The 25192-nt window shown below is 62.1% G+C and carries 26 protein-coding genes and 1 pseudogene; 6 read left to right on the top strand and 21 right to left on the bottom strand.

Translation table 11 applies throughout. From position 1 onward, the window contains the following. Nucleotides 1-160 precede the first annotated feature (160 nt). A complete protein-coding gene (locus ATC04_RS06365) occupies nt 161-1309 on the top strand; it encodes a glutamate--cysteine ligase (protein ID WP_047119638.1) in 1149 nt (382 codons plus the stop codon). A gap of 191 nt (nt 1310-1500) precedes the next feature. On the opposite strand, the gene tsaD is transcribed toward ATC04_RS06365, so the two are convergent. The 7 genes from tsaD to coaA form a co-directional block, all read right to left on the bottom strand. Beyond that, nucleotides 1501-2574, bottom strand: coding sequence for a tRNA (adenosine(37)-N6)-threonylcarbamoyltransferase complex transferase subunit TsaD (gene tsaD, locus ATC04_RS06360; protein ID WP_047119639.1), 1074 nt, complete (start codon nt 2572-2574; stop codon nt 1501-1503). Further along, complete coding sequence (gene rimI, locus ATC04_RS06355) at nt 2571-3062, bottom strand: ribosomal protein S18-alanine N-acetyltransferase (RefSeq protein WP_047119640.1); 492 nt, start codon at nt 3060-3062, stop codon at nt 2571-2573. Before rimI ends, tsaD begins: the two co-directional genes overlap by 4 nt. Continuing rightward, nucleotides 3059-3751: a tRNA (adenosine(37)-N6)-threonylcarbamoyltransferase complex dimerization subunit type 1 TsaB gene (gene tsaB / locus ATC04_RS06350; protein ID WP_047119641.1), complete on the bottom strand. Its 693-nt coding sequence runs from the start codon at nt 3749-3751 to the stop codon at nt 3059-3061. Before tsaB ends, rimI begins: the two co-directional genes overlap by 4 nt. Further along, nucleotides 3744-4319, bottom strand: coding sequence for a tRNA (adenosine(37)-N6)-threonylcarbamoyltransferase complex ATPase subunit type 1 TsaE (tsaE, locus tag ATC04_RS06345; RefSeq protein ID WP_052772430.1), 576 nt, complete (start codon nt 4317-4319; stop codon nt 3744-3746). The genes tsaB and tsaE overlap by 8 nt, the downstream gene beginning before the upstream one ends. Next, nucleotides 4312-5469 (bottom strand): alanine racemase, encoded by a 1158-nt coding sequence (gene alr / locus ATC04_RS06340; protein ID WP_047120834.1) that lies wholly within the window; start codon nt 5467-5469, stop codon nt 4312-4314. The genes tsaE and alr overlap by 8 nt, the downstream gene beginning before the upstream one ends. A gap of 199 nt (nt 5470-5668) precedes the next feature. Then, on the bottom strand, nt 5669-6067 hold the full coding sequence (gene mscL / locus ATC04_RS06335) for a large conductance mechanosensitive channel protein MscL (protein ID WP_047119643.1): 399 nt from the start codon (nt 6065-6067) through the stop codon (nt 5669-5671). A 95-nt stretch (nt 6068-6162) separates the two neighbouring features. Further along, nucleotides 6163-7122, bottom strand: a complete 960-nt coding sequence (gene coaA / locus ATC04_RS06330) for a type I pantothenate kinase (RefSeq protein WP_082124065.1) — start codon at nt 7120-7122, stop codon at nt 6163-6165. A 169-nt stretch (nt 7123-7291) separates the two neighbouring features. On the opposite strand from coaA, the gene glmS reads away from it, so the two are divergent. From glmS to ATC04_RS06315, 3 genes are all read left to right on the top strand, one after another. After that, nucleotides 7292-9163, top strand: a complete 1872-nt coding sequence (glmS, locus tag ATC04_RS06325; RefSeq protein ID WP_047119644.1) for a glutamine--fructose-6-phosphate transaminase (isomerizing) — start codon at nt 7292-7294, stop codon at nt 9161-9163. Between the two features lie 97 nt (nt 9164-9260). Beyond that, nucleotides 9261-9614 (top strand): holo-ACP synthase, encoded by a 354-nt coding sequence (locus tag ATC04_RS06320; RefSeq protein ID WP_047119645.1) that lies wholly within the window; start codon nt 9261-9263, stop codon nt 9612-9614. A gap of 144 nt (nt 9615-9758) precedes the next feature. Next, complete coding sequence (locus ATC04_RS06315) at nt 9759-11207, top strand: NAD(P)H-hydrate dehydratase (protein WP_047119646.1); 1449 nt, start codon at nt 9759-9761, stop codon at nt 11205-11207. Nucleotides 11208-11222: 15 nt separating this feature from the next. Here the strand turns inward: ATC04_RS06315 and ATC04_RS06310 are convergent, their stop codons facing one another. Then, nucleotides 11223-12398 carry a glycosyltransferase gene (locus ATC04_RS06310; RefSeq protein ID WP_047119647.1) on the bottom strand — a complete coding sequence of 392 codons (1176 nt, stop codon included), beginning with the start codon at nt 12396-12398 and terminating at the stop codon, nt 11223-11225. Nucleotides 12399-12492: 94 nt separating this feature from the next. On the opposite strand from ATC04_RS06310, the gene ATC04_RS06305 reads away from it, so the two are divergent. Beyond that, entirely contained in the window at nt 12493-13356 is an 864-nt protein-coding gene (locus ATC04_RS06305) for a glycosyltransferase (RefSeq protein ID WP_047119648.1), read from the top strand. Between the two features lie 5 nt (nt 13357-13361). Here ATC04_RS06305 and ATC04_RS06300 read toward each other — a convergent pair whose 3' ends face one another. The 7 genes from ATC04_RS06300 to truA form a co-directional block, all read right to left on the bottom strand. Beyond that, complete coding sequence (locus ATC04_RS06300) at nt 13362-14435, bottom strand: glycosyltransferase (RefSeq protein ID WP_152666866.1); 1074 nt, start codon at nt 14433-14435, stop codon at nt 13362-13364. Beyond that, nucleotides 14432-15562 (bottom strand): glycosyltransferase, encoded by a 1131-nt coding sequence (locus ATC04_RS06295; RefSeq protein WP_052772432.1) that lies wholly within the window; start codon nt 15560-15562, stop codon nt 14432-14434. The genes ATC04_RS06300 and ATC04_RS06295 overlap by 4 nt, the downstream gene beginning before the upstream one ends. Before the next feature lie 381 nt (nt 15563-15943). Beyond that, entirely contained in the window at nt 15944-17338 is a 1395-nt protein-coding gene (locus tag ATC04_RS06290; protein WP_052772433.1) for a UDP-glucose/GDP-mannose dehydrogenase family protein, read from the bottom strand. Between the two features lie 163 nt (nt 17339-17501). Further along, the gene (gene glmM, locus ATC04_RS06285; RefSeq protein WP_047119651.1) at nt 17502-18851 is read right to left on the bottom strand and encodes a phosphoglucosamine mutase; all 1350 of its coding nucleotides are present in this window, start codon (nt 18849-18851) and stop codon (nt 17502-17504) included. A gap of 173 nt (nt 18852-19024) precedes the next feature. Beyond that, nucleotides 19025-19525: a 30S ribosomal protein S9 gene (rpsI, locus tag ATC04_RS06280; RefSeq protein WP_047119652.1), complete on the bottom strand. Its 501-nt coding sequence runs from the start codon at nt 19523-19525 to the stop codon at nt 19025-19027. 38 nt (nt 19526-19563) lie between these two features. Next, nucleotides 19564-20007 carry a 50S ribosomal protein L13 gene (gene rplM / locus ATC04_RS06275; RefSeq protein ID WP_047119653.1) on the bottom strand — a complete coding sequence of 148 codons (444 nt, stop codon included), beginning with the start codon at nt 20005-20007 and terminating at the stop codon, nt 19564-19566. Nucleotides 20008-20305: 298 nt separating this feature from the next. Continuing rightward, on the bottom strand, nt 20306-21190 hold the full coding sequence (gene truA / locus ATC04_RS06270) for a tRNA pseudouridine(38-40) synthase TruA (protein WP_047120837.1): 885 nt from the start codon (nt 21188-21190) through the stop codon (nt 20306-20308). Nucleotides 21191-21435: 245 nt separating this feature from the next. Between truA and ATC04_RS06265 the strand changes: the two genes are divergently transcribed. Then, on the top strand, nt 21436-21870 hold the full coding sequence (locus ATC04_RS06265; RefSeq protein WP_047119654.1) for a hypothetical protein: 435 nt from the start codon (nt 21436-21438) through the stop codon (nt 21868-21870). 193 nt (nt 21871-22063) lie between these two features. Here the strand turns inward: ATC04_RS06265 and rplQ are convergent. From rplQ to infA, 6 genes and pseudogenes are all read right to left on the bottom strand, one after another. Continuing rightward, nucleotides 22064-22492: pseudogene (gene rplQ / locus ATC04_RS06260) on the bottom strand (50S ribosomal protein L17); the annotation flags it as partial. Nucleotides 22493-22575: 83 nt separating this feature from the next. Beyond that, complete coding sequence (locus ATC04_RS06255) at nt 22576-23577, bottom strand: DNA-directed RNA polymerase subunit alpha (protein WP_047119656.1); 1002 nt, start codon at nt 23575-23577, stop codon at nt 22576-22578. 168 nt (nt 23578-23745) lie between these two features. Further along, the gene (rpsK, locus tag ATC04_RS06250) at nt 23746-24147 is read right to left on the bottom strand and encodes a 30S ribosomal protein S11 (protein ID WP_022874114.1); all 402 of its coding nucleotides are present in this window, start codon (nt 24145-24147) and stop codon (nt 23746-23748) included. A 43-nt stretch (nt 24148-24190) separates the two neighbouring features. After that, complete coding sequence (gene rpsM, locus ATC04_RS06245; protein WP_047119657.1) at nt 24191-24565, bottom strand: 30S ribosomal protein S13; 375 nt, start codon at nt 24563-24565, stop codon at nt 24191-24193. Nucleotides 24566-24714: 149 nt separating this feature from the next. Next, nucleotides 24715-24828: a 50S ribosomal protein L36 gene (rpmJ, locus tag ATC04_RS18755; protein WP_071894985.1), complete on the bottom strand. Its 114-nt coding sequence runs from the start codon at nt 24826-24828 to the stop codon at nt 24715-24717. Between the two features lie 125 nt (nt 24829-24953). Continuing rightward, the gene (gene infA / locus ATC04_RS06240; protein ID WP_047119658.1) at nt 24954-25175 is read right to left on the bottom strand and encodes a translation initiation factor IF-1; all 222 of its coding nucleotides are present in this window, start codon (nt 25173-25175) and stop codon (nt 24954-24956) included. Nucleotides 25176-25192: the final 17 nt, after the last annotated feature.

The following is a 25192-nucleotide window of genomic DNA, read 5'->3' as shown; positions in this document are numbered from 1 at the left end:
TTTGTTACGCGTAACCTGCAGACATTGGTGCAATGGACTGACAAACCCCACGCACCAAATACAATGGTTACGGTTATCCTCCAATGGCTGTGGGGTACACCGGTTTATATACATGCTGGTTCAGGCCCCGTCTGGATCGACCTTGCAATGAAGGAGTCCCGTGCAGAAGATCAAATTTGCAGACTCAGCCCAGTCCACCATCGGTGTCGAATGGGAAATTGCACTCGTTGACCATGAAACTGCCGATCTATGCTCTGTCGCCGAGAGGGTCCTGTGCAAGCTCAAGGATGATGCCGGGATCTCCCACGAGGAAGAGCACCCGACCATCAAGCCCGAGCTTCTGATGAACACCGTGGAGGTCGTCACCGGCGTTCACCACACCGTTGCCGAAGCCGCGGCGGAACTGCGAGAGAACGTCCGTACCCTCAGCGAAGTCACGACCCCGATGGGTGTGGATCTGTACTGCGCTGGATCCCACCCCTTCGCTGCGCCCACTTCGCAGCCGGTAACCGATAAGGATCGTTACGCAAACCTGATCGACCGCACCCAGTGGTGGGGACGCCAGATGGTGATCTACGGGGTGCACGTCCATGTAGGTTTGAACGACCGCGAAAAGGCTCTTCCTATCACCGATGGCCTGATCAACTACCAGCCGCACTTCCAAGCGCTCAGCGCGTCGAGCCCATATTGGGGCGGCGAGGATACAGGCTACGCATCGCAGCGAGCGCTGATGTTCCAGCAGCTGCCCACCGCCGGCATCCCGTTCCATTTCAATACCTGGTCCGAGTATGAAGCTTACGTTGCCGACATGCTCTACACGGGCGTCATTGACGACATTTCGGAGATCCGCTGGGACGTTCGTCCGGTGGCACGTCTCGGTACCGTAGAAATGCGCATCTGCGACGGCATGAGCTCGCTGGAAGACATCAGCGCCATCACGGCGTTGACCCAATGCCTGGTGCACGACATGTCGCTGAGTCTCGAAGCAGGCAACAAGATCCCCGTTATGCCTGACTGGTATCGCGTCGAGAACAAATGGCGCGCAGCACGCTACGGTCTAGATGCAATCATCATTCTCAACGCCCAAGGCGATGAAATGCTGGTTACTGACCACCTACGTAGCGAGGTAAAGAGATTGACGCCAATATCCGAACAGCTGGGCTGCGCGGACGAGCTACAAGGCATCATCCGATTAATCGAGCGGGGTGCAGAGTACCAGCTGCAGCGCGAGGTGTTCGCTGCTTCGGGTGGCGATTTCCGCGAAATCGTCAGGAATAACGTTAGCCGAATGCTCACACAAGCCAACTGACCGCTTCAGCTAGGGAGCTGTACTCCCAACTACTGCTGCGCTGATATACGCACAAATAAGTTTCAGCAGGCAAACAATGAGGCAATACTCAAGATATGAAGGTGCCATGCTCGTTCAGAGCATGGCACCTTCAACGGTTCGGGTCTGGCTTTCTGAAAAGCCGGACCCTAGCAATCCTCATGTGTTACTGCTTAGCGGGACAGCACGATCTGCGTCACCGGTTGCGATGAATCAGTAGCAAAGTCCAGTCCTGAAGGTTCAACACCGTCAGCAACTAATTGCGCACCAAGACCAGCAACCATTCCACCGTTGTCCGTGCATAGGCTAAATGGCGGTACAACCAACGCGATGCCAGCGGATGCGCACCGGGCCGCCAGCAGTTCACGCAGTCGCGTATTTGCAGCCACTCCCCCGCCCAGCAGCACCGTAGTGAGGTTGTTTTCCTTCATGGCACGCACTGCCTTGGCGGTGATCACGTCCACCACAGCTTCTTGGAAAGAAGCGGCGATGTCAGCGACCGGGATCGGCTCCCCTGCGGCTTCAAAGTGCTCCACACAACGTGCTACCGCGGTCTTGAGTCCGGAGAACGAGAAGTTGTTGCGGTGCTTGCCTGGATTCTCGGCGCTGCCGACGAACTTCGGCAGCGAGAGGCCGCGTGGGAATCGGAATGCCTTGCGGTCGCCGTCCTTGGCGGCCTTGTCGATGGCCGGACCACCTGGATAGCCGAGGCCCAGCAGTCGGGCGACCTTGTCATAGGCTTCACCGGCGGCGTCGTCGATAGTCGAGCCCAGCAGGTGCACGTCGTTGGTCAGCGAGGTGACTTTCAGGATCTCGGTATGGCCTCCGGAGACCAGCAGTGCGCCAAAGGTAGGGGGCAACACGGTGCCTTCCAGCACGCCGACACCTACGTGGGCGACCAAGTGGTTGATGCCATACAGCGGCTTGCCCGTGGCCAGCGCCAACGCCTTGGCGGCAGAGACGCCGACCATGAGAGCTCCGGCGAGCCCGGGACCACTGGTGACTGCAATGGCGTCGATGTCATCCAGCGTCAGCTCCGCGGTGTCCAGCGCCTGTTGCAGGGTAGGTACGAAGGCTTCCAGATGGGCGCGGGCGGCGATCTCCGGGATCACGCCGCCGAAGCGCACGTGCTCGTCCATGGAGCTGGAGACGGCGTTGGCCAGCAGCTGGGTGCCGCGCACAATGCCGACGCCGGTTTCATCGCAGGAGGATTCGATTCCCAGTACTACCGGTTCTTTCGTGCTCATGCGGTGGGTTCCTCGTTTTTCTGCGTACGTTTTTCCTGCAGGGCATCCAGCTGCAGTCTCATGATCAGTGCGTCCACGCCGCCCTTGTAGTAGCGCTCTCGCCGGTGGATGGTGGTGAATCCCAGGGATTCATACAGTGCAATGGCGGTGGGGTTGTCGAAGCGGACTTCCAGCATGACATCCAGCGCCTTGGACTCCCGAGCTGTGTCGATCAACAGGTTCATGAGCTTCCTGCCCAGTCCCTGTCCCTGGTACGCCGGATCAATGCCGATGGTCTGCACATCGCTGATGGGCAGCACGGTGCACAATCCCGCGTAGCCGATGATCCGGCCTTGGTCTTCGTAAACCCAGTAGTTGCGGGTTTCGTGCTGGGCCAGCTCGGATTCGAAGGCGGCGACCGGCCAGGCATCCTCGGGAAACAGCCGGGTTTCCAGCTGGTGAACCGCGGGGATGTCGGCGCTGGTCATGGAGCGCAAGTTCACGCTCATGCCGTGGCTTCCTTGGCCTCGGCCTGCTTCATGAATGCCGGCACCTGGGCATCGGATTCGCGCAGGTACTGCGGCGCGGTGTTGGAAAGGTCCTTCCCGGCTGCCAGTTCCTTGAGCCCATGCTTAGCCAGGTACGCGGACTCGGCGATCCATTCGAAGGACTCGGGCTGTGGGGCGGCGCCGGCTTCTCGCAGGGCGTCTTCGTAGATTCCAGCGCCCACGCCGTACACCGGCAATGCGGGCAGGGTGGCTGCCGCGGCCACGTGCGGGCCATCCGTCAAGGCGCCCTGGCGGTTGTACCTGGCCCAGTACACTTCCTTGCGGCGGGCGTCCGAGGCGACGATGAACTCGTCGGGCACCTCGTCCAGTTCCAGCACCCGTTCGGCGAGCGCATGCAGCGACATGACACCATGCACCGGGACCTGCCAGACGAAGCCGAAGGTGCGCGCGGCGACCAGCCCTACGCGCAGGCCGGTGAACGGGCCCGGTCCGACGCCCACGATGATGCCTGCCAATTCGGGGCCCTGCTGGTCGTGGCCGGCCATCAGGTCGCGGACGTAGCTGGCCAGGGTTTCGGTCTGGTCGTTGCCCTTGGGCGAGGTGCGGGTGGCGATGACGGCTCCGGTGTCGGCATCGATCAGTGCGACCGAGGCGTGGGCGGAGGTGTCGATGGACAGGTAGTTAGGCATGTAGTTCTCCGGTGTGCACGGCGTTTAGCAGCGTGCTCTTCAGATGTTCGAAAGCTGGTTCGCCCCAGCGCGGGCCGATGGCCTTGAGGGTGAACAGACGTGGTTCGTCCAGGTCCGCTTCTTCTTCCCACGGATTCACGGTCTGCTCTTCAGTTGCGGCGAGCGTTTCGCGGTCCAGCTGCAGTTCCAGTCGGGAGTCGGTCAGGTGCTCGACCTTGCCCAGTCCCCACTCGACCACGGTGACCGATTCGGCCAGCGTGGATTCCAGGTCAAGGGTGTCCACCTCATTCTGGTCTTTGAGCCGGTAGGCGTCTACGTGGATCAGCCCGGGGCCTTCGACCAGTGAGGGATGCTGGCGGGCAAGCACGAAGGTCGGGGAGATGATTCCCTCGCGGACTTTCAATCCCACCCCCAGCGATTGGGTCAGGGTGGTTTTTCCCGCGCCCAGCGCCCCGGTGAGGATGACCAGGTCGCCTGCCTGCAACTGGGTGCCCAGTGCGGTGCCCAGCGCCTCGGTGGCGTCGAGGTCGGTCAACTGGACGGTGAATTCCTTGGTCGTCTCACTCACCGGCTTCGCCCCAGCTGCCCTGGATGTAGTAGCGCGGCACGCGCGACGAGATGCGGGTGACCACCTCATAGTTGATGGTGTTCGCGGCGTAGGCCCAGGTGTTGACGCTCTGGCCGCCCTCGCCGAAGATCACTGCCTCGACGCCCAGGAAGTCCGCCGGGTCCACGTCCGGGCCCAGGTCGATGACGCACTGGTCCATGGCGATGCGGCCGCGCACCGGGTAGCTCTTGCCGTTGATGGTCACCGGCGCTCCGGTAGCGATGCGCGGCAGGCCATCGGCGTAGCCGAGCGGGATCAGGCCCAGATAGGTTTCCGCGGTGGTGTGGTAGCTCAGCCCGTAGGAGACGCCTTGGTTGAGGGGGACCTTCTTGACGTTGGCCACGCGGGTCACCAGCTTCATGGCAGGGCGTAGGCCGAAGGAGCCAGGAGTTTCATTCTCGAAGGGACTCAGGCCGTAGAGGCCCAGACCGAGTCGCACCAGCTCGTGGTGCGAGTCCGGGCGGGAAAGGATGCCCGGGGTGTTGGCGATGTGGCGCACTTCCAGGTCGAAGCCCGCGGCTTCCACCAGCGCGATGGCTTCGTCGAAGACGGCCAGCTGCATGTCGGTTTCTGGGCGCTCTGGTTCATCGGCCACGGCCAGGTGGGAGAAGATGCCGACCACGCGCAGCAGTCCGGCTTCCTGGTATTCGCTGGCACGCTGCAGCAGGCCCGGGAGGTCTGCCATGGTGGAGCCGTTGCGGCCGAGCCCGGTGTCCACCTTCAGGTGAATGCGTGCGGGGGCCTGAAGTCGTTGGGCGGCCGCGGCGATGGCGTCCAGATCCCAGCCTGAGACTCCGAGGTCGATGCCGGCCGCGATGGCGTCGTCGAAGGGTGTGTCGTGGGTGTGGAGCCAAGCGAGCATCGGTGCTTCAATCCCGGCTTTCCGCAGTGCTAAAGCTTCGGTGACGTGAGCGCAGCCAACCCAGCTGGCGCCGGCTTCCAGCGCCGCGGTAGCGACCTGCAGTGCGCCATGCCCATAACCGTCCGCCTTGACTACGGCCATGACCGCGGCCGGGGCGACGAGGTCGACTACCTGCTTGACGTTGTTGCGGATTGCGGAGAGGTCAATGACTGCCCGGCGTTCCCACGGGGAGAAAGCAGGAGTCGCCAGTCCGGCAGAATTGTTGCTTTGCTCAAGTGCTTCAGAGTTCACCCTTCCATCTTCCCACTTTTCGGCCTCTCATGCCGTCACCTCCCCTGCGCGCTCCGCCACAGCAACCTGTGGCGTTAAATTCGTGGGGCGGGCCGGCCGACCCGGAGGTCTGGCGGCCCGCCCCTGAAAGCGAGTGATGATGATAAAGCTGGGGTTGTTAGCGCAGAGACTTGATCTCGTCGCGGATCTGTTCCAGCAGGGCCAGCTGCGGATCCGGCTCGGCTTCTTCCTCTTCCTCGGTGATGCCGCGGCGGCGGTTGAGCATCTCGGTGGCCTTGTTCATTGGCATGACCAGCGCGAAGTAGACTGCGGCGGCGATCAGCAGGAAGTTGACCAAGGCGGTAATGAATACACCGAGCTTGATTTCGACACCATTAATGGTGAAGAGCAGGAAGGCGTCGAAGTTCGGGGAGCCGACCAGAGCTGCGATCAACGGCATCAGCACGTTGTCGACCAGCGCGGTCACTACGGCGCCGAATGCGGCACCGATCACCACGGCAACGGCCAGATCGACAACGTTGCCTTTCATAATAAAATCGCGGAAACCCTTAAGCATGGTTCGAGCTTACACAGCAATTTCCCAGTACAACAGGATTTCGGACACCCGAATTCGACCTGTTCGACAAAATCACACGTACTGTTTAGGGTTCATTAGATCTTTCGCAACAGCATTCGGCGTACCGAATGGTCGGCCGCCTTGCGCAGCACCAGCTGGGCTCGGCCCCGGGTGGGCAGCACGTTTTCCTTGAGGTTCGGAGCATTGATCCGGGACCAGATGTCATGGGCGGTGGCGCGCGCTTCTTCATCGGTCAGCTTCGCGTACCGGTGGAAGTAGGATGCCGGATCCGAGAAGGCGCCCGAGCGCAGCTTCATGAAGCGGCGGATGTACCATTCCTCGATGTACTGGGTCTTGGCATCCACGTAGACACTAAAGTCGAAGAAGTCGCTCAGCGCCAAACCCACAGTTCCATCGGAACGGGTCCGTGCCGGCTGGAGCACGTTCAGGCCTTCCACAATCAACACCTGCGGCGAGCGCACGTACTGGCGCTGGCCGGGAATGATGTCATAGGTCAGATGCGAGTACACCGGTGCGCTGACTTCCGGGACCCCGGACTTCACCGCGGAGACGAAACGCAGCAGTGCGCGGCGGTCGTAGGATTCCGGGAAGCCCTTGCGCTGCATGATGCCGCGGCGCTCAAGCTCCGCATTGGAATACAGGAAACCGTCGGTGGTGATCAACTGGACGTCAGGGGTCTCGGGCCAGCGGCGCAGCATCTCGCGCAGCACGCGCGCGGTGGTCGACTTTCCTACCGCCACGGAACCGGCCACTCCGATCACGAACGGGGTCTGGCGGGTTTGTTCCCCCAAGAAGGTCGTGGTGGCCCGATGGGTTGCACCAGCCCCTTCTACATATAAGGAAAGCAGGCGACTGAGTGGAAGGTATACGTCACGCACTTCCTGCAGGTCCAGGGTGTCGCCCAGGCCGCGCAGGCGCTCGATGTCGTCCTGGTTCAGCGGCTGTTCCATCTGGTTGGAAAGCCGCGCCCAAGTTTCGCGTTCGAGGTCTACGAAAGGCGTAACTGTTGATTCGAGTGTGTCGTGTGGTTCCACGAGGACAAATTCTGCCAACAAGTAGTGCCACAACCCAAATAACTCCGATTTAACACTCAGTCTTGCTTGGCCAAAACAACGCGCGCAGGTGACCTATCGCACAGTGTTTTTTGAGTGCTCTGCCACGATTAGTTCCATCGTTTGGCCGTGAGCCGGTAGTCTTTTTTCCATGTGCGGAATTGTAGGATATGCAGGAACCTCAAGCGCGAACGCCGACCACGGCGCCCTTGACGTTCTGATTGAAGGCTTGCGCCGATTGGAATACCGAGGTTACGACTCGGCCGGTGTGGCAGTCGTGGCTGACGGCGCTATTCATTCCAGGAAGAAAGCCGGCAAGCTGGTCAACCTGGAGAACGAAATTGCTCAGGCACCACTACCGGAGTCTGTGACCGGCATCGGCCACACCCGTTGGGCCACCCACGGCGGTCCAAGCGACGGAAACGCCCACCCACACCTCGCCGACGGCGGCAAGCTGGCAATGATCCACAACGGCATCATTGAGAACTTCGCCGGCATCAAGGCCGAGCTCCTCGCCGACGGCGTCGAGTTCCTTTCCGAGACCGATACCGAAGTTGCAGCAGCCCTGCTGGGCAAGATGTACTCCAACGGTGCCGACGGAGATTTGACCAAGGCCATGCAGCTTGCAGTACAGCGCCTCGAAGGCGCCTTCACCCTGCTGGCAGTCCACCAGGACCACCCGGGTGTTGTCGTGGCGGCACGCCGCAACTCCCCGCTGGTGCTGGGCCTGGGCGACGGCGAGAACTTCCTGGGATCCGACGTTTCCGGCTTCATCGACTTCACCCGTCGTGCGGTGGAACTGGGCCAGGACCAGATCGTGACCATCACCCCGGAGAGCCACTCCATCACCGACTTCGACGGCAATCCTGCCGAAGGCAAGGAATTCACCGTCGACTGGGACGCAGCCAGCGCAGAGAAGGGCGGCTTCCCATCCTTCATGGAGAAGGAAATCTTCGACCAGCCTGCCGCCGTGGCAGACACCCTGCTGGGCCGCTCCGACGCCGAGGGCCGCCTGACCCTGGACGAGCTGCGCATCGACGCCGAAGACCTGACCAAGATCAACAAGATCGTGGTGCTTGCCTGCGGTACCAGCGCCTACGCCGGCCAGGTCGCCAAGTACGCCATCGAGTCCTGGTGCCGTATCCCGGTGGAGGTGGAGCTCTCCCACGAGTTCCGCTACCGCGAGCCAATCGTGGACAAGAAGACCCTGATCGTTTCGATCTCCCAGTCGGGCGAAACCATGGACACCCTGATGGCGGTGCGCTACGCCAAGGAGCAGGGCGCCAAGACCATGTCCATCTGCAACACCAACGGATCCACCATCCCGCGTGAATCCGATGCGGTGCTGTACACCCACGCAGGTCCCGAGATCGCGGTGGCTTCCACCAAGGCGTTCCTGGCTCAGATCACCGCCACCTACCTGCTGGGCCTGTACCTGGCACAGCTGCGCGGCAACCTGTTCTCCGGCCAGATCAAGGACATCCTGGCAGACCTGGGCAAGATCCCGGCCAAGATCCAGGACATCCTGGACCGCAGCGGCGAGATCAAGGAACTGGCCCGCTCCATGGCCGATGCGTCCTCCGTGCTGTTCTTGGGCCGCCACGTCGGCTACCCGGTCGCCATGGAAGGCGCGCTAAAGCTCAAGGAGATCGCGTACATCCACGCCGAGGGCTTCGCCGCCGGCGAGCTGAAGCACGGCCCGATCGCCCTGATCGACGACGGCCAGCCGGTCTTCGTGGTGGTTCCGTCCCCACGCGGCCGCGACTCGCTGCACTCCAAGGTTGTTTCCAACATCCAGGAAGTCCGCGCCCGAGGCGCCAAGACCCTGGTCATCGCGGAAGACGGCGACGACGCGGTCAAGGACTTCTCCGAGTTCGTGTTCTATGTTCCGGAGACCCCGACCCTGCTGATGCCGCTGCTGGCCACCGTGCCGCTGCAGATCTTCGCCTGCGAGCTGGCTACCGCCAAGGGCTTCGACGTCGACCAGCCACGCAACCTGGCCAAGTCGGTGACCGTGGAGTAATCCACCGGTTTCCATGCCATTAACTGCGGGTGTCCTCATGATGGGAGGGCGCCCGCAGTTTTATTGCCTCGCCGACGGACTGGATAAACTGGAAGGCATGATTGCTGGAATTGGCGTAGACATTGTCGACGTGCCGCGCTTCGGGCGGCAGCTGGAAAAGACACCACGACTGCACGACCGGCTGTTCACCGAGGTTGAGCGAGGGCTCCCGCTGCGCTCCCTGGCCGCACGCTTCGCAGCCAAAGAAGCCGTCGCCAAGGCCCTCGGGGCTCCAGCGGGAATGAACTGGCAGGACTGCAGCATCCTTAAGGACGAAGCCGGCGATCCGCAGATCCACGTCACCGGCACCGTGGCGGAAGCCAGCAGGCAACGGGGCATCACCTCATGGCATCTGACCATGTCCCACGACGGAGACATGGCCATTGCCATGGTTGTCGCCGAACGCGCATAACCCGCTTTACGACACGAAGGCGAATAAAACCAGCGTTGCAGGTAAAGGATGAGTATTGTTTGACTTATGATCCCCGTCTACAGTCTTGCCCAGGTTCGTTCGGTAGAAGCGCAGGAGATTTCACGTCGGTCTGACACCGCCTTGATGAAACAGGCAGCGAGCGCGCTGGCGGCCGAAGCCGTGGACATGCTCGGCGAGCAGCCGGTCGCTCCTAGCACCCTGGTGGTCGGCCTGATTGGCCCGGGCAACAACGGCGGAGACGGACTCTATGCCCTGTCCCAGCTGGAAGACCAAGGTTATGCAACTGCCGCGCTGCAGTGCGCCTCGTCGGTGCATTCCGAAGCATTGTCCGTCTACGAATCGGCTGGCGGACGGATCCAGCCGCTTTCCAAGGGCACCGAGACTCTCAGCAAGGCAACCCTGATCATCGACGCGCTGTACGGACTTGGCTACCGTTCCGGGGCGGAACTGCCTCTGATTCCACGGAATTCACGTGTGCTGGCCTGCGATCTGCCTTCCGGCCTGGACCCTGAAACCGGCGTCGCGGATGACAAGGTGCTGCTGGCCGAACGGACCGTCACTTTCGGTGCGATGAAGTCGGGCCTGCTGACCGGCGACGGGCCGCTGGCCACAGGGGACATTACCGTGGTTCCGCTGGATTTCGATTTCACCGGCCAAGCGCCCCAGACGAACCTCGTCGACAAGCAAGCGGCCTTAGAGCTGCTTGACGCCCACCGCTCTTGGCGTGATGCCGGGCGCCACAAGTACCAGCGGGGCGTGCTCGGCCTGATCGCAGGCTCGTCGCTGTATCCGGGAGCCGCGCAGCTGACCGCCCGGGCAGCGGTGAATTGCGGCATCGGTCTGCTGCGCACCCATGTGCCCGAAGACGTCGCGGCCCTGCTGGCCGTGGCAGTTCCCGAAACCGTTCCGCTGGACGATGACCAGATCCGCGAAGCGCTCTCCTCGGCCCGCCGGTACGTGCACGGGCGCGGTGCCAAGATCTCGGCTTGGGCCATCGGGCCCGGCCTGGACAGCCGCACTCCCCCGACCGGCGCGATCGCCGAGGTCTTCGCCAGCCGCCAGCCAGCCGTCATCGACGCTTCGGGTCTGGAGCTCGTGCCCGCTGGCCCCAGCGAACAGCCACGTGTGCTGACTCCGCACGCCAAGGAACTGCGGATGCTGCTGCGCCGGGCCGGCGTGACCGTCACCATCGAGGAGATCGCGGCGGCTCCAATCCGCTGGACTCGCTGGGCGGCGCTGGCCTACAACGCAGTTGTCCTGCTCAAGGGGCCGACCAACTACATTGTGGCTCCGGACGGCAGCAGCTTGGTGGTCAGCCATACCGCCCCGCAGCTCGCCACAGCTGGCAGCGGCGACGTGCTGACCGGCATCCTGGGCTACTTGCTCTCGGACAGCTCGCTGACCGGCGTGAACGGCGTGCAGACCGTCTCCAACCGCCGCATGATGGAACTGGCCGCGTGCGCTGCCGTCATCCACGGAGAAGCCGGCCGGGCCGCGGCTGCCTGTGGAACCGTCAACGCGTCGCGCCTCATCGAGCTGCTGCCCGGAGTCATGAAGCGTTTCGGGTTCTAGCTTCCCGATGTCCTGCTACCGTCCGGACGCGGTTTGCCCTTGGCGTGCCTCCGGTTCCGTAGGCTGACCGACCCCGCGGGAACCCATCAGGGATCGGTAGAACCGCAGGTGGGCTTCGGCCAGGGCCTCGCGTTGCTCACGGCGTCCTTGTGCGTCCATCCCCGGAACGTACGGCAGGGAAAGCTGGCGTTGGAGCGCGTGGCGCAATGAGTGCGCGTCTGCCTGCTCGCCGTCCCAGCGGTAGCTGGCCACGGAGGCGTCCTGGTCCGAGTAGTAGCCGCAGTCCGGGGCGATGACTGCCGTGCCCGCGTCCAGTGCGGCTTCAAGCCATCCGGAGTGCGTGCCGTAGCGGTACGGCAGGACATTCACGTCGAGACTGCCGAAATAGTCGAACAATTCAGTTTCGCTAAAGTACTCGTGCGCCACGAGATCCCAGCGCCCAGCGTCATGACCTGCCGCGAGGAACTCGGCGAGCGCTGGGAGGTATTCCTTGTTCTGCGGGTCCACCACTTGCCGGTGGATGTTGACCTGCAGCTTGCAGCCGGGCAGGTCCTCCACGATCTGCGCCAACGGCTCGATCACCTGCTCCGACAAGTTGGGACGCATCTCCTTTAGGTGCACCCCGATCCTGCGGCCCCGCTGGCTATCGCCGCGTGACTGCGCCCGCTGCTCCCGTAGCCGGTCCATGGTCGAGAAGTCGATCACGTGCGGATGCGGCAAGACGTAGCAGCTGCGCCCCCAGCGTTGCGAGATCTCGTCCGCCGCGCCTTGGGTCAAGGTGATCAGCGCATCGGCCGCCGGGATCAGCACCTCCAGCAGCGCCTCATGCGCGTTGGGATCCGGCTGGTGGGGGTTGATCAGGTCATGCACGGTGTACACCAGAGGTTTGCCGGCGGCGCGGAGCTCGGCTACCGTCTGCCGGAGCGTTTGCGGATCCAGGGCATCGAAACCGAAATGCACGTGCATCAGATCGAAGCTGCCGCTGTTCTTCCGGATCCAGTCCGGTTCGAGCATGCGCGGCGGCCACCAGGCGGATTGCTGGCTTCGCGGTCCCCCCGCGGGTTCCGGATCCTGCAAGCGCCGCACCAAGCCAGTCCCCTCCGCGTCGGGCAGCTGGAGATGGCGGATGTAGACCTGGCTGTAGGGCACGGAGGCTACGCGGATCGGCGTGGGGATCTTCTGTGAACTCACGGTTTCTCCTGCGGGGATCGTGGTGGGACGGCTACGTTGGAAGGCGGAAGCATCACGTGAGCGCGCTGCCCCGCCAGCGTGGAAAGGTTGGAAGATGGCTCTGGATTTCTCGGTTCTGGTAATTGCCCACCAACGGCACGGGCACCTGCAACGCCTGCTTGACGGGGTGAATCGCAGCGCCCTTCAGCCGGCGGAAATCATCGTCGCCTACATGGACGAGCCCGACCCGGCACCCGTTGAATCCGCAGTGCCGGTGACCTCCGTGCACGTGGCCTCGTATCCTGGGGAACAGGGACTGCCGTTGGCGCGAGCCCGGAACCATGCCGCCAAGCACGCGCAAAGCCGGTACCTTGTGTTTCTGGACGTGGACTGCATTCCTGCCCCTGGCACCTTCGGAATCCTGCTTGACTGGCTCCGCCGGCAACCAGTGCTCGCCATGGCCGAGCCGCGATACCTCGCCCAGCCCCTGGGCCCCGGGCCTACCCCGGACGCCGAGGAGCTGACCCGGCGTTCCACACCGCACCATTTGCGGGCCGAACTGCCCATGGATACGCCCTGCGAGCGCCATGAAATGTTCTGGTCGCTGGGATTCGGGATCCGCGCCGAGGACTTCATTCGCCTGGACGGTTTCTCGACCGGTTATGCCGGCTACGGTGCGGAGGACACGGATTTCGGCTTCAAAGCCAGTGCTTTGGGCTTGCCGGTGGTATTCACGCCGGGTACCGTATTCCACCAGCATCATGGGGTGGTCAAGCCCCCGCTGAACCATTTCGCCGACATCATCCAGAATGCACGCACTTTCCGAGCTACCTGGCATGGCTGGCCGATGTCCGGTTGGCTCCGGGCTTTCGAAGAGCGCGGCCTGGTCGCTTGGGATCCCCAGGGCGAAGACCTGATGATTCTGCGCCACCCGAGTGCTGAAGAGATCCGCGCCGCGCACAGCATGGATGCCTACTAGCCAGGTCATGACTCGCACAGACTGGAGAACATGCGCCGCAACCCTGCGGTGAACTCGTCCTCGCTGACAAGCAGCGTCCGAGCCAGGGCTGATCCGTCCCTGCCTGCGACCTTGGCCAGTGTCCCCTCCCAGTCTACCGGTTCGTCCCAGGACTCCAGCATGGCGCATCCCCCGGCTTCATGCAGCATGCGGGCAAAAACTGCCTGCTCCGCATGAGGCCGTTCTTCGGGGATCAGCATGGTGGGCCGCTTGCTGGCGGCCGCCGCGGCGACGGCATTGTGGCCCGAGGAGGAAATGACCACGTCTGCGGCATCCAGCCATTGCTCCGGATGCTCGACCGTGCCGTGCAGCCGCAGGTTCTCCGGCAATCTGTCAGTTGCCCCGTGGACGGATCCGATGACCTCCCAACTCCAGCTCGGGCTGCGGACCGCGGCCTTCACGAGCCTTGAGGAGTCCACCGAGGCGGCCAGCGAGGTCTGGACGACTACACGCCGTGTGCCCTCGCAGTCTTGGGCGGGAGCTCGGACCGAAGCCCGGGTTGCGACGGGTCGAGCAGCATGCGGCGCAGGAGTACCCAGATAGAAGCTCTTCTGCGCGTAGGAATCACGGTGCAAGGGCTCCTCGAGGTGCTGCGGATAATACGCAAAGAGGGCATCTGCGAGATCGTAGGCCATGCAATGCGGGCGGTCCGTACGGACCCCGGGCATCCTGCGCAGCGCCACGCGATACCCGCTCAGCCGGGCGAAGAGCGCCACTTCGACCGATACGTCCACCATCACCAGATCGGGTCCAAAGGCTTTCCATCCCGCGTTCAGCGCGGCGAAGCGTTCCACGATTGGCTTTCCGGTCGGGGCATAGTGCAAATGGCCGCTGGTTGGGGCAAAGTGCAGCTGGCTTGATCCCTCGTCCGCTTCCAGCGGCACGTACTGCACGTTGTCCGCGAAGAGTTTTCGGGATGCAGTCCCGGTGCTGGCCACTTGCAGCTCCGCGAGCCCGGTGGCGGCCAACCGCTGGGCATGGCGCAAATGTCCGGATCCCATGTGGTGCGCATAGTAGGAAATTCTTGGTTTGCGGTTCATTGCACCCGTCCCAGGCTCTGGGCCGCGTGGAGGTCGTAGAGGGCTTCCTCGTAGGAACGGATCATCTGGTCCCGGGAGAACTGGGCGGCACGCTGCAGCACGTCGGTGCGGCGCAAGCCCACTGCCTGGCGGATAGCGTTCGCGAGTCCTGCCTCGTCCGCCGTGCACGCCACGACCCCACCGGACGCTCCGATCAGCTCGGCCATCGCACCGTTCGGAGTCGCCGCTACCGGGGTGCCGCAGGCCATGGCCTCCAGTGTTGTCAGGCCGAAGGGCTCCTCCCACAGCGGCGACGAGATGAAGACCTGAGCGGAGGCGATGACCTCCCTCAGTTGGTCCTGGCCGAGGTGTCCCATGTAGCGGACCTTGTCATCCAAGGACGGGCGGATGAGCGATTCGTAGTACTCGGGGTCCTGGATGGGTCCGGCAAGGCGCAGCCGCAGGCCATTGGCCCGGGCAGCAGCGATGGCCAGATGGGTACCTTTCTCAGGCGTGATGCGACCAGTCCATGCCGCGGTGCCGGGGACTATGCGGTCCTTCCTGCCCGGCTCCCATCTGCGCAGGTCAATGCCGTTCGGGATTACGGCCAGATCAGGGATCCATGCTCTCCAGGCGCGTGCGTTACTGTGCGACACAGTGGCATAGCGATGGCCGTGGGGCCGCTCGGGGCGGGTGGCCAATACCGCAGTGATGCGCGGCAAGGGAGGAGTATGGAGCAGATGCAACGTGGGGATCCCGTCTAGCTGCTCATGGGGAATGGGGCTCAGGGAATTATTGATCACCACATCAAAGGCTCCAGCACGGACAGCTGAAATCGCCGAGGACATGGCCCCGTCGAGCCGCCGGTGCTGTTCGTCCCGATGGTCCTCGTCCGGATAGCCCCGCACCTGGTAATCCGCCGGAAGCACCGCCTGCACGCGGCCGCGTGAATTGCGTCCGAAGTGCGCACTGCCTGCCTTGGCGAATAGCGTCACCTCGTGGCCCCGAGCGCACAGGTCGGCCACCACATGGGAAGTATGCGCTTCCATCCCGCCCGCGAACGGAGGCCTTATCGGATGGTGCAGGTGGGCAAGCACCGCGATCCGCAATGGATCCATCGAGGGCCGCGTTTCGAAACGTTCGTACATTGAGGCCTTCCAGGGGGCTAGCGACGAGTGATGGTTATCAACCGCACCGTAACCCTTTGGAAGCGAACCGCACCGTGGGTTGAGTGAATTTCACAGCTGGCACCGAGATTCACCCCGTGCCCGCGAAGCCGATCCAGGGTTTTCCCGGAGATCTCGCGAGTCCTCGAATAGTTTTCTGAAGAGCCGTCCTGGCGTTCCCAGGCCTCCTGGACGCAGCTGGGTCTTGGCGTCCATGTCCAGCCCGGCAGTTGCGCCGCCTTTCCACGCTCACCGAAGGGTCGGTCTGCCCCAGCTGCCGGACGTGCCCAGAAATCGGGCCATCTATCTGGCCATCCGGACACGAAAACGGCCGCCCCTATGGGACGGCCGAATTCGGAAAGGCTACGCCGGGTGGGAGACCTGGAGCGGTAGTTGCGCGGTACCGGGCGCCAAGTTCACCACCTGGAAATACTCCCCCGGACCGGTGATGGTCCAGCCCGCTGCGCGCCAGGCCTGGCGGTCCAGCACATTACGTCCATCGATCAGCGCTCGGGTGGACACCACCTCTCCCAGTTCCGTTGGGTCCAGATCCCGGAACTCCTGCCATTCGGTGAGCAGCAGCACGATATCGGTGTCCTTGGCGGCTTCCTGCCAGGAGTCCACGTAGTGCAGGCGCGGAAAGCGTCCGGCGGCGTTCTTGTTGCCCTGCGGGTCGTAGACCGAGACGTCGGCGCCGGCATTGTAGAGGCGCACGGCGATGTCCAAGGCCGGTGAATCGCGCACGTCGTCGCTGTCCGGCTTGAAGGTCACGCCCAGCACGCAGATGTGCTTGCCCGCCAGCTCGTTGCCCAGCATGCTGGATGCCAGAGACACCACGCGGTCGCGGCGGCGCAGGTTGATCTGGTCCACTTCGGCGAGGAAGCCCATGGTGTGGCTCAGGCCGAGCTCGGAGACGCGCGCCTGCAGCGCGCGGATATCCTTGGGCAGGCAGCCGCCGCCGAAGCCCACGCCGGCATTCAGGAACCGGCGCCCGATGCGGCTGTCGTGGCCGATGGCATCGGCCAGGGTCTTGATGTCCCCGCCCACGGTTTCGGTCACTTCCGCGAAGGCGTTGATGAAGGAGATCTTGGTGGCGAGGAATGCGTTGGCGGCGACCTTGACCAGTTCGGCGGTTTCGAGGTCCGTCACGATCTCGGGGGTGCCCAGCTCCAGGATCGGGGCATAGACCTCGCGGATCTTGCGCAGTCCGAATCCGTGAGGTTCCGTGTCGCTCAGGCCGTAGACCAGACGGTCGGGAGTCAAGGTGTCCTTGACTGCGAAGCCCTCGCGGAGAAACTCAGGGTTCCATGCCAGGGTGATCTCGCTGCCGGGCAATGCGTTGGCCGCGATGCGCTCCGTCAGGCGGCGTGCCGTGCCGACGGGGACCGTGGATTTGCCGACGATCAGCGCCTGATCGGTGATGTGCTCCAGCAGGCTGTCCACCGCCCCGTCAACGTAGCTCATGTCCGCTGACTGGGAATCGGCGCGCTGCGGTGTTCCCACGGTGATGAAGTGGATGTCCGCAGCTGCCGCGGCCTCAGCGTAGGAATCGGTGAAGCGCAGCCGGCCGCTGGCCACATGCTTGCGCAGCAGCTCCGGAAGGCCCGGTTCATGGAAGGGGAGGATCCCGGCGGCCAGGGCCGTGAGCTTGGACGCGTCGACGTCGAGGCCGATGACTTCATATCCAAGTTCAGCCATGCAGGCCGCGTGGGTGGCTCCCAGATAACCGGTACCGATAACGCTGATGCGTAGAGTCACGACTCCCCTTCTTTCGTCCATGGCTCAAAGCCAGGCGGGGCCTGGCATTGAATTCTCTTTTCAGCATGCCACATCCCCGTAGCGTGTGCCCTTGGGGCACACGCTACGGGGACGTGAGAATTTACTGCAGATTTACTTGGGGCTTGGCCAAATCAGCCGAGTATTAACCGAGTGACAGGTGTTCGGAAACCGAAGCTGCCAGTGCCTCAGCTTCGGCCTGCGCCTGCTCATGTGTGGCGGCCTCGACCATTACGCGGACTACCGGCTCGGTACCCGAGGGACGAAGCAGCACACGGCCGGTGGAGCCCAGTCGGGCTTCGGCGGCTTCGATGTCCAGCTGCAGCGGCTCGCAGTCCGGCACTCCGGCCTTGTCCACGCCGCGCACGTTGATGAGCACCTGCGGCAGCACGGTCAGCACCGAGGCGAGTTCCTTCAGGGACTTGCCAGTGGCCTTGATGCGGGCCGCGATGTTCAGGCCGGTCAGCACGCCGTCACCGGTGGTGGCGTACTTGCTGAAGATCACGTGGCCGGACTGCTCGCCGCCCAGCGAGTAGTCGCCTTCCTGCATGCCTTCCAGCACGTAGCGGTCGCCCACGCCGGTCTGCTTCACGGTGATGCCTGCGGCCTCCATGGCCAGCTTCAGGCCGAGGTTGCTCATCACTGTGGCGACCAGGGTGTCGTCCTTCAGCTCGCCGCGTTCCTTGAGCGCAATGGCCATGATGGCCATGATCTGGTCTCCGTCGACAATGGTGCCTTCGTGGTCCACTGCCAGGCAGCGGTCGGCGTCGCCGTCGTGGGCGATGCCCAGGTCTGCGTTGTTTTCCAGCACGGCGGCCTGCAGCTTCTCCAGGTGGGTGGAGCCGTAGCCGTCGTTGATGTTGATGCCGTCCGGCTCTGCGCCGATCACGATAACCTGGGCGCCAGCAGCCTTAAAAACCTCCGGCGAGCAACCGGACGCTGCGCCGTGGGCGCAGTCCAGGACTACATTCAGGCCGTCCAGGCGGTTAGGCAGGGACTGCAGCAGATGGACGATGTAGCGGTCCTCGGCGTCGGCGAAGCGCGAGACACGTCCGACTTCGCCGCCGACAGGACGCGGCTTGGGCATCTTCAGACACGCCTCGATAGCGTCTTCCAGGGAGTCGTCGAGCTTCTTGCCGCCACGGGCCAGGAACTTGATGCCGTTGTCCGGAGCGGCGTTGTGGGATGCGGAGATCATCACGCCGAAGTCTGCGTCCAGGTCGCCGACCAGGAAGGCGGCGGCCGGGGTGGGAAGCGTGCCTGCGTCCTTGACGTCGACGCCGGAGGCGGCCAGACCCGCTTCGATTGCGGCAGAGAGGAAGTCGCCGCTGATACGCGGATCCTTCGCTACCACAGCGACTGGTTTGTGCCCGTCCTCAGGCTGGCTCAAACCCAAAACCACCGAAGCCGCCTGCGCGAGTTCCATCGCCAGCTCGGGGGTTAACAATTCGTTTGCTTTTCCTCGGACCCCATCGGTCCCAAATAACCTTGCCATCGTTATCAATCATAAGCCCTGCGCTTCGATTTACCGGTCTTGCAAGGTGCCCTGGCAGGCACCAATTGCGAAGAATTGGCGCAATGAGGCACTGTTCACCTGTTGTTTAAAGGCCAACGGCTCCACAATCCCCGAAGGGTTGTGGAGCCGTTGGATAAACCTCGAAGGAAGGTTTAGCGCTTCGAGAACTGCGAAGCCTTGCGGGCCTTCTTCAGACCAGCCTTCTTGCGCTCGATGACGCGTGCGTCGCGGGTCAGGTAACCGGCCTTCTTCAGGGTTGGGCGGTTAGCGTCGCGGTCGATCTCGTTCAGTGCACGGGCGATGCCCAGGCGCAGTGCGCCAGCCTGACCGGAAATGCCGCCGCCGTGGATGCGGGCGATAACGTCGTATGCGCCTTCCAGACCCAGAACCTTGAAAGGCTCGTTGACATCCTGCTGGTGCAGCTTGTTCGGGAAGAAGTCGTCCAGTTCGCGACCGTTGACGGTCCACTTGCCGGAGCCTGGAATCAGGCGGACGCGGGCGATAGCCTGCTTGCGACGGCCAACTGCTCCACCTGGAACGGTCAGCGGAGCACGCTCGGTCTCGGCCACAACGGTCGAGGCAGCGGTCTCGGTGGTGTAAGACGAAGGGGTCTCGCCTTCGAATTCAGTGGTTTCTTCAGCGTTCTGAGCCACGATAATCTCCTATTAAGTGTTTGTTGTCGGGGCCAGGACTACTGAGCGACCTGGGTGATTTCCAGTGCCTTTGGAGCCTGAGCAGCGTGTGGGTGCTCGGCGCCGCGGTAAACCTTCAGCTTGGACATCTGAACAGCAGACAGCTTGTTCTTAGGGATCATGCCGCGAACGGCCTTCTCAACAGCCAGCACTGGGTTCTTTTCCAGCAGGTCGGCGTAGTTCATGCTCTTCAGGCCGCCCGGGAAGCCCGAGTGGCGGTAAGCGCGCTTGTTCTGCAGCTTCTTGCCGGTCAGAGCAACCTTTTCGGCGTTGATGATGATGACGTGATCGCCCATGTCCATGTGTGGAGCATAGGTTGGCTTATGCTTGCCGCGCAGCAGGGTTGCGGTCTGAACGGCGAGGCGGCCGAGCACTACATCGGTGGCGTCGATGACGTACCACTGACGAGTCTGATCAGCCGGCTTTGGGGTGTACGTACGCACAGTAATTGCCTTACGTTGATTCGTTTCTGGTCAAACAGTCGCTTGGCCGAAGGCGGTGAGATCCCCCGGTGACGAGCACTGTCGTGTTGTTCTTGTGTTTGGACCAGTACGTCAGGTGAGGACTGATATAGACCGGCCGTCCAGAGATGTTCGCGCGCCCAGCAGACCAGCGACTATGCAACTAAGCCGTCACGCTTGGGCGTGTAGTGTCGAACGTGGACATACACAACTCATAAGAGTTTATCTGATTAAAGCCTTTCCGGCCAAAAATGTTCAGTGCGGGTGAGTAAGAACACCCTTAACCGACGCTGCTTTCGGGGCTTTGGCTCACTGCTGCGCCCGGAGTATCCACGTCGTGGTCTTCGCGTTTGGCACGGGTCTGCAGCGCCCGCGCAGCCAACTGGTCGGCGTTCGGGTAGTAGACCTCTTCAAGCACCAGCGCCCGGGGGTGGGCCAGCTTGGTTTTTGAATCGCGGACCATCTCTTCGAGACGGCTTGCCAAGAAGCCCGGTTGCTCCCGCCCATCGCCTACCATCATGGCAGCGCCGATCAGGGCCCTGACCATGTTGTGGCAGAAGGCGTCTGCCTTAAGGTGGGCGAGGATGACTCCGTCCTCGGTACGGGTGAAACTGAATTCCTGCAGCGTGCGGATGGTTGTCGCATCGGGGCGGGGTTTGCAGTAGGTCAGGAAGTCGTGGCGTCCCAGCACGGTCTGCGCCTCGCGGTTCATCGCTTCGACATCCAACGGTTCGCGATGCCAGGTCGTCAGGTGGCGGGTCAGCGGATCCCAGCGCTCGATACCATCAGCAATCCGGTAGGAATAGCGGCGGGCCAGCGCGGAGAACCGGGCGTCGAAGCCTTCCGGGGCAACTTCGGCCTCATGCACCCACACGGCACCATCCTGGCGACCCAGAATGCCATTGATGCGGCGCACCAGCGCAGGTCCAGGGGCCAAGGGAGAGCGGCGCGGCAGGCCGTCGAATTCTTCCTGGGTCAGGTCCAGGTGGACCACCTGGCGCCGGGCATGCACCCCTGCGTCGGTACGGCCGGCCACCACCACGCGAACACGCCGGCGAATCAGCGTCTCAAGCGCTTCTTCAACAAGCTGCTGCACGCCGGTGACATTGGGCTGGCGAGCCCACCCGTTGTAGGCGGCCCCGTCATATCCGAGGACCATGCGCATCCGGATCCACGCCGGGGTGCGGGTCTCCCCCACGGCCACGGTTCCCAGCGGATCAAAGATTTCAGACTGCGCACTCATGAATACCATTATGCGCAGTGGCTTTTCATCTCACCGAATTCGGTGGCTGGTTTCACAGACCAGACGTGCCTCAGTGGCATCGAATTAGCCATTCTGTAGACTACAGCGTAATTCGTACATTCAACGGCGAAACAACAGACCAGTCCACTTACCCCACAAGGATCAGCATGTTCAGAAAATTCGCCGCCGCAACTGCCCTCTTCTGTTTAGGGCTCACCGCTCTGACGGGATGTAGCGGGAAGCTCTCCACGGAAGAAACTTGCGACTACCTCAACCAGCAAATCAAGGAGCGTGAGATCAATATGAAGTTCGAAACAGGTGACATCAAGCTGGCAAAAGGCGAGACAGGAGACTATGAATCGGCGCTTGAGGAGTTCGATGCAATGCTAAAGGACACGGCCGGCAAGACCGGAGACAAGCAGTTGCAAGAATCCTTGATATCCGCAGCAGGGCAAAGCACTTCAGCCTTGAAGATTCTGGCTGACGATAGCTCAGACTTCGAAGCCCAAATGGAAAGTATCAGCGAGCTGAATACAGCGTCCCAGCAACAGAACACGGAGTATCTGGGCACCGCATGCCCTAATCTGGACTCAGTCGGTTGATACGCTAGCCGGATTCCAGGCCTGCAGCTGGCACCATGCGAACGACGCAGAAATAATGGCATCATTCATGCATGCTTTGCCCTGTACCTCGAAGCAAAAATCCCCGGAATACCGATCAGGTATTCCGGGGATTTTTGACGCTTCAAGCGCCGAAGATGCTAAACGCTAGGGCTTAGGCCTCTTCGGTAGCTTCAGCAGCCTTCTCGGTAGCCTTGGTGGCTTCCTTGACGACAGCCTGCTTTGGCGAAACTGGCTCCATCACGAGCTCGATAACAGCCATAGGAGCGTTGTCGCCCTTGCGGTTACCGATCTTGGTGATTCGGGTGTAACCACCGTTGCGGTCAGCCATGGCTGGTGCGATGTTCTCGAACAGTTCGTGAACGATCGACTTGTTGGTGCGCGAACGCGAAGCGATCACGGACTGGACGCGACGACGCGAAGCCAGGTCTCCGCGCTTTGCGAAGGTGATCAGGCGCTCTGCGTGTGGACGCAGACGCTTGGCGCGGGTCAGGGTGGTGGTGATCTTCTTGTTCTCGAAGAGCTGTGCCGACATGTTAGCGAAGATCAGTCGCTCATGTGCTGCACTGCCGCCGAGACGCGGACCCTTGGTGGGGGTAGGCATTGTGGTTCTCCTAGATGAATAACCCGTTCCGTACGATTAGGCCGTATGGACGGATGAAGTAGTGTGTCGCGAGACTCAGGTCTTTACAGACCCTCGTCGTAGTCGTCGCCATCATCGATGGCGCTACGAGCGGCCAGATCGAAGCCTGGAGGGGAATCCTTCAGGGCCAGACCCAGTTCAACAAGCTTGGCCTTGACTTCGTCAATGGACTTCGCACCGAAGTTACGGATATCCATCAGGTCAGCCTCGGAGCGAGTGACAAGTTCACCCACAGAGTGGATGCCCTCACGCTTCAAGCAGTTGTACGAACGAACGGTGAGTTCCAGATCCTCAATCGGCAGTGCCATGTCGGCAGCCAGGGCTGCGTCGGTTGGCGATGGGCCGATTTCGATACCCTCGGCTGCAGTGTTCAGTTCGCGGAACAAACCGAACAGTTCAACCAGGGTGGTTCCTGCGGATGCAACTGCATCGCGCGGGGTGATCGATTCCTTGGTCTCCACGTCGACGATCAAGCGATCGAAGTCGGTGCGCTGCTCAACACGGGTAGCCTCCACGCGGAAGGTCACCTTCAGCACTGGGGAGTAGATCGAATCCACAGGGATACGACCGATCTCGCCATCAGCGCTCTTGTTCTGCGAGGCAGACACGTAACCGCGGCCGCGCTCAATGGTCAGTTCCATGTCGAACTTGCCATTGGCGTTTAGGGTCGCGATGTGCAGATCAGGGTTGTGGAACTCCACACCGGCTGGCGGGGTGATGTCCGCTGCGGTGACGACGCCTGGGCCCTGCTTGCGCAGGTAGGCGACGACTGGCTCGTCGTGCTCGGAAGACACGGACAGGTTCTTGATGTTCAGAACCAGTTCGGTGACGTCTTCCTTGACACCGGCTACGGTGGTGAACTCGTGCAGCACGCCGTCGATACGAATGCTGGTGACGGATGCACCAGGAATCGAGGACAGCAGGGTGCGGCGGAGCGAGTTACCAAGGGTGTAACCAAAGCCTGGCTCCAGCGGTTCGATAACGAAACGGGAGCGGTTTTCGGCAACTACTTCTTCGGTCAGGGTTGGGCGCTGCGTAATGAGCACTTACATTTCCTTTCAGCGAGCGTCCGCTATATGACGCCTCACGGGGGTGGAAACGACGGTAGCCTGAGGTGGCCGTTCGTCTTTTTGCAGGCTTATAAGTCCAAGATAGTCACCGGAGCACTCAGATGAATGCTTCGGTGACTTCTCAGGCTTAGCCTAGCGAATCAATTAGACGCGGCGACGCTTCGATGGGCGGCAACCGTTGTGTGCGCTTGGGGAAACATCCTGGATGGATCCAACCTCAAGGCCAGCAGCCTGCAGCGAACGGATCGCGGTTTCGCGTCCCGAGCCCGGGCCCTTGACGAAAACGTCAACCTTGCGCATACCGTGCTCCTGCGCACGCTTGGCAGCGGCTTCAGCAGCCATCTGGGCAGCGTACGGGGTCGACTTACGCGAGCCCTTCATGCCTACCTCGCCGGCCGAAGCCCACGAGATCACAGCGCCAGTCGGATCGGTGATCGAAACGATGGTGTTGTTGAAGGTGCTCTTGATATGCGCCTGTCCCTGGGCGATATTCTTTTTGTCCTTGCGACGCGGCTTACGTACCGCTCCACGAGTCTTTGGGGGCATTTCTTCTCCTACGAAAAAGGTTTTTGAACTAGACCGCTAAGATTTAGCGAGTCTTCTTCTTACCGGCTACGGTGCGCTTCGGGCCCTTGCGGGTACGAGCGTTGGTCTTGGTGCGCTGACCGCGGACCGGCAGGCCCTTACGGTGACGAAGACCTTCGTAGGATCCGATTTCAACCTTGCGGCGGATGTCAGCCTGAACCTCGCGGCGCAGGTCACCTTCCACCTTGTAGGTGCCTTCGATGAAGTCACGAAGCTGAACGAGCTCAGCGTCGGTGAGATCCTTCACGCGGGTATCCGGGGAGATCCCGGTTGCTGCGATGGTCTCTTCTGCACGGGTCTTGCCCACGCCGTAGATGTAAGTCAGCGCGATGATTACGCGCTTCTCGCGTGGGATGTCCACGCCTGCTAAACGAGCCAAGTGGCTACCTTTCAACCAACGGAGGTCTGGAGCAGCACCTTCCGCGAGTGTCCTCGCGGCCCCGGCCTCCGAATCCGGGGGTGTACGGCAACCTGGGTTGCCGCGGTACTGCCTATATGACTACGCGTGGGAAATCCCGAAAAACGGAATTAGCCCTGACGCTGCTTGTGGCGTGGGTTCTCGCAGATCACCATGACGCGACCATTGCGGCGAATCACCTTGCACTTGTCGCAGATCGGCTTCACGCTAGGGTTAACCTTCAAGGGTTTACTCCTCTTGCGGTTGCAGTTAAATGTGGAGCAGTAAAAAGCTTATCCAAGAACATTGCTCTAGCGGGCGCTTTGCGATGAATCGCACAACGTCCGCCAGAAAAGTCCAAGAGTGCTGTTTACTTGTAGCGGTAAACGATACGGCCTCGGTTGAGGTCGTATGGGCTCATTTCAACCTGCACTCGGTCCTCTGGGAGGATTCGAATGTAGTGCTGACGCATCTTACCCGAGATAGTGGCGAGCACCACGTGTCCATTCGGCAGCTCCACGCGGAACATCGCGTTCGGCAGCGCTTCGGTCACAGTGCCCTCTACCTGGATGACACCTTCCTTCTTGCCCATTTTCCCCGCTAACTTTG

Source organism: Arthrobacter sp. YC-RL1 (assembly GCF_001454985.1).
Lineage (GTDB): Bacteria > Actinomycetota > Actinomycetes > Actinomycetales > Micrococcaceae > Glutamicibacter > Glutamicibacter soli.
Note: the sequence above shows the minus strand (reverse complement) of the source record. Positions and strands in the feature narration are given on the sequence as shown.

What these genes read in the sequence shown, in the direction of transcription:
- ATC04_RS06315 (WP_047119646.1), top strand. Translation starts at nt 9,759, where the DNA reads ATGAAACAGGCAGCGAGCGCGCTGGCGGCCGAAGCCGTGGACATGCTC.
- ATC04_RS06295 (WP_052772432.1), bottom strand. Translation starts at nt 15,562, where the DNA reads ATGTACGAACGTTTCGAAACGCGGCCCTCGATGGATCCATTGCGGATC.
- ATC04_RS06320 (WP_047119645.1), top strand. Translation starts at nt 9,261, where the DNA reads ATGATTGCTGGAATTGGCGTAGACATTGTCGACGTGCCGCGCTTCGGG.
- rimI (WP_047119640.1), bottom strand. Translation starts at nt 3,062, where the DNA reads ATGAGCGTGAACTTGCGCTCCATGACCAGCGCCGACATCCCCGCGGTT.
- glmS (WP_047119644.1), top strand. Translation starts at nt 7,292, where the DNA reads ATGTGCGGAATTGTAGGATATGCAGGAACCTCAAGCGCGAACGCCGAC.
- glmM (WP_047119651.1), bottom strand. Translation starts at nt 18,851, where the DNA reads ATGGCAAGGTTATTTGGGACCGATGGGGTCCGAGGAAAAGCAAACGAA.
- ATC04_RS06305 (WP_047119648.1), top strand. Translation starts at nt 12,493, where the DNA reads ATGGCTCTGGATTTCTCGGTTCTGGTAATTGCCCACCAACGGCACGGG.
- ATC04_RS06300 (WP_152666866.1), bottom strand. Translation starts at nt 14,435, where the DNA reads ATGAACCGCAAACCAAGAATTTCCTACTATGCGCACCACATGGGATCC.
- tsaB (WP_047119641.1), bottom strand. Translation starts at nt 3,751, where the DNA reads ATGCCTAACTACCTGTCCATCGACACCTCCGCCCACGCCTCGGTCGCA.
- tsaD (WP_047119639.1), bottom strand. Translation starts at nt 2,574, where the DNA reads ATGAGCACGAAAGAACCGGTAGTACTGGGAATCGAATCCTCCTGCGAT.
- infA (WP_047119658.1), bottom strand. Translation starts at nt 25,175, where the DNA reads ATGGGCAAGAAGGAAGGTGTCATCCAGGTAGAGGGCACTGTGACCGAA.
- ATC04_RS06265 (WP_047119654.1), top strand. Translation starts at nt 21,436, where the DNA reads ATGTTCAGAAAATTCGCCGCCGCAACTGCCCTCTTCTGTTTAGGGCTC.
- truA (WP_047120837.1), bottom strand. Translation starts at nt 21,190, where the DNA reads ATGCGCATGGTCCTCGGATATGACGGGGCCGCCTACAACGGGTGGGCT.
- mscL (WP_047119643.1), bottom strand. Translation starts at nt 6,067, where the DNA reads ATGCTTAAGGGTTTCCGCGATTTTATTATGAAAGGCAACGTTGTCGAT.
- rpsK (WP_022874114.1), bottom strand. Translation starts at nt 24,147, where the DNA reads ATGCCCCCAAAGACTCGTGGAGCGGTACGTAAGCCGCGTCGCAAGGAC.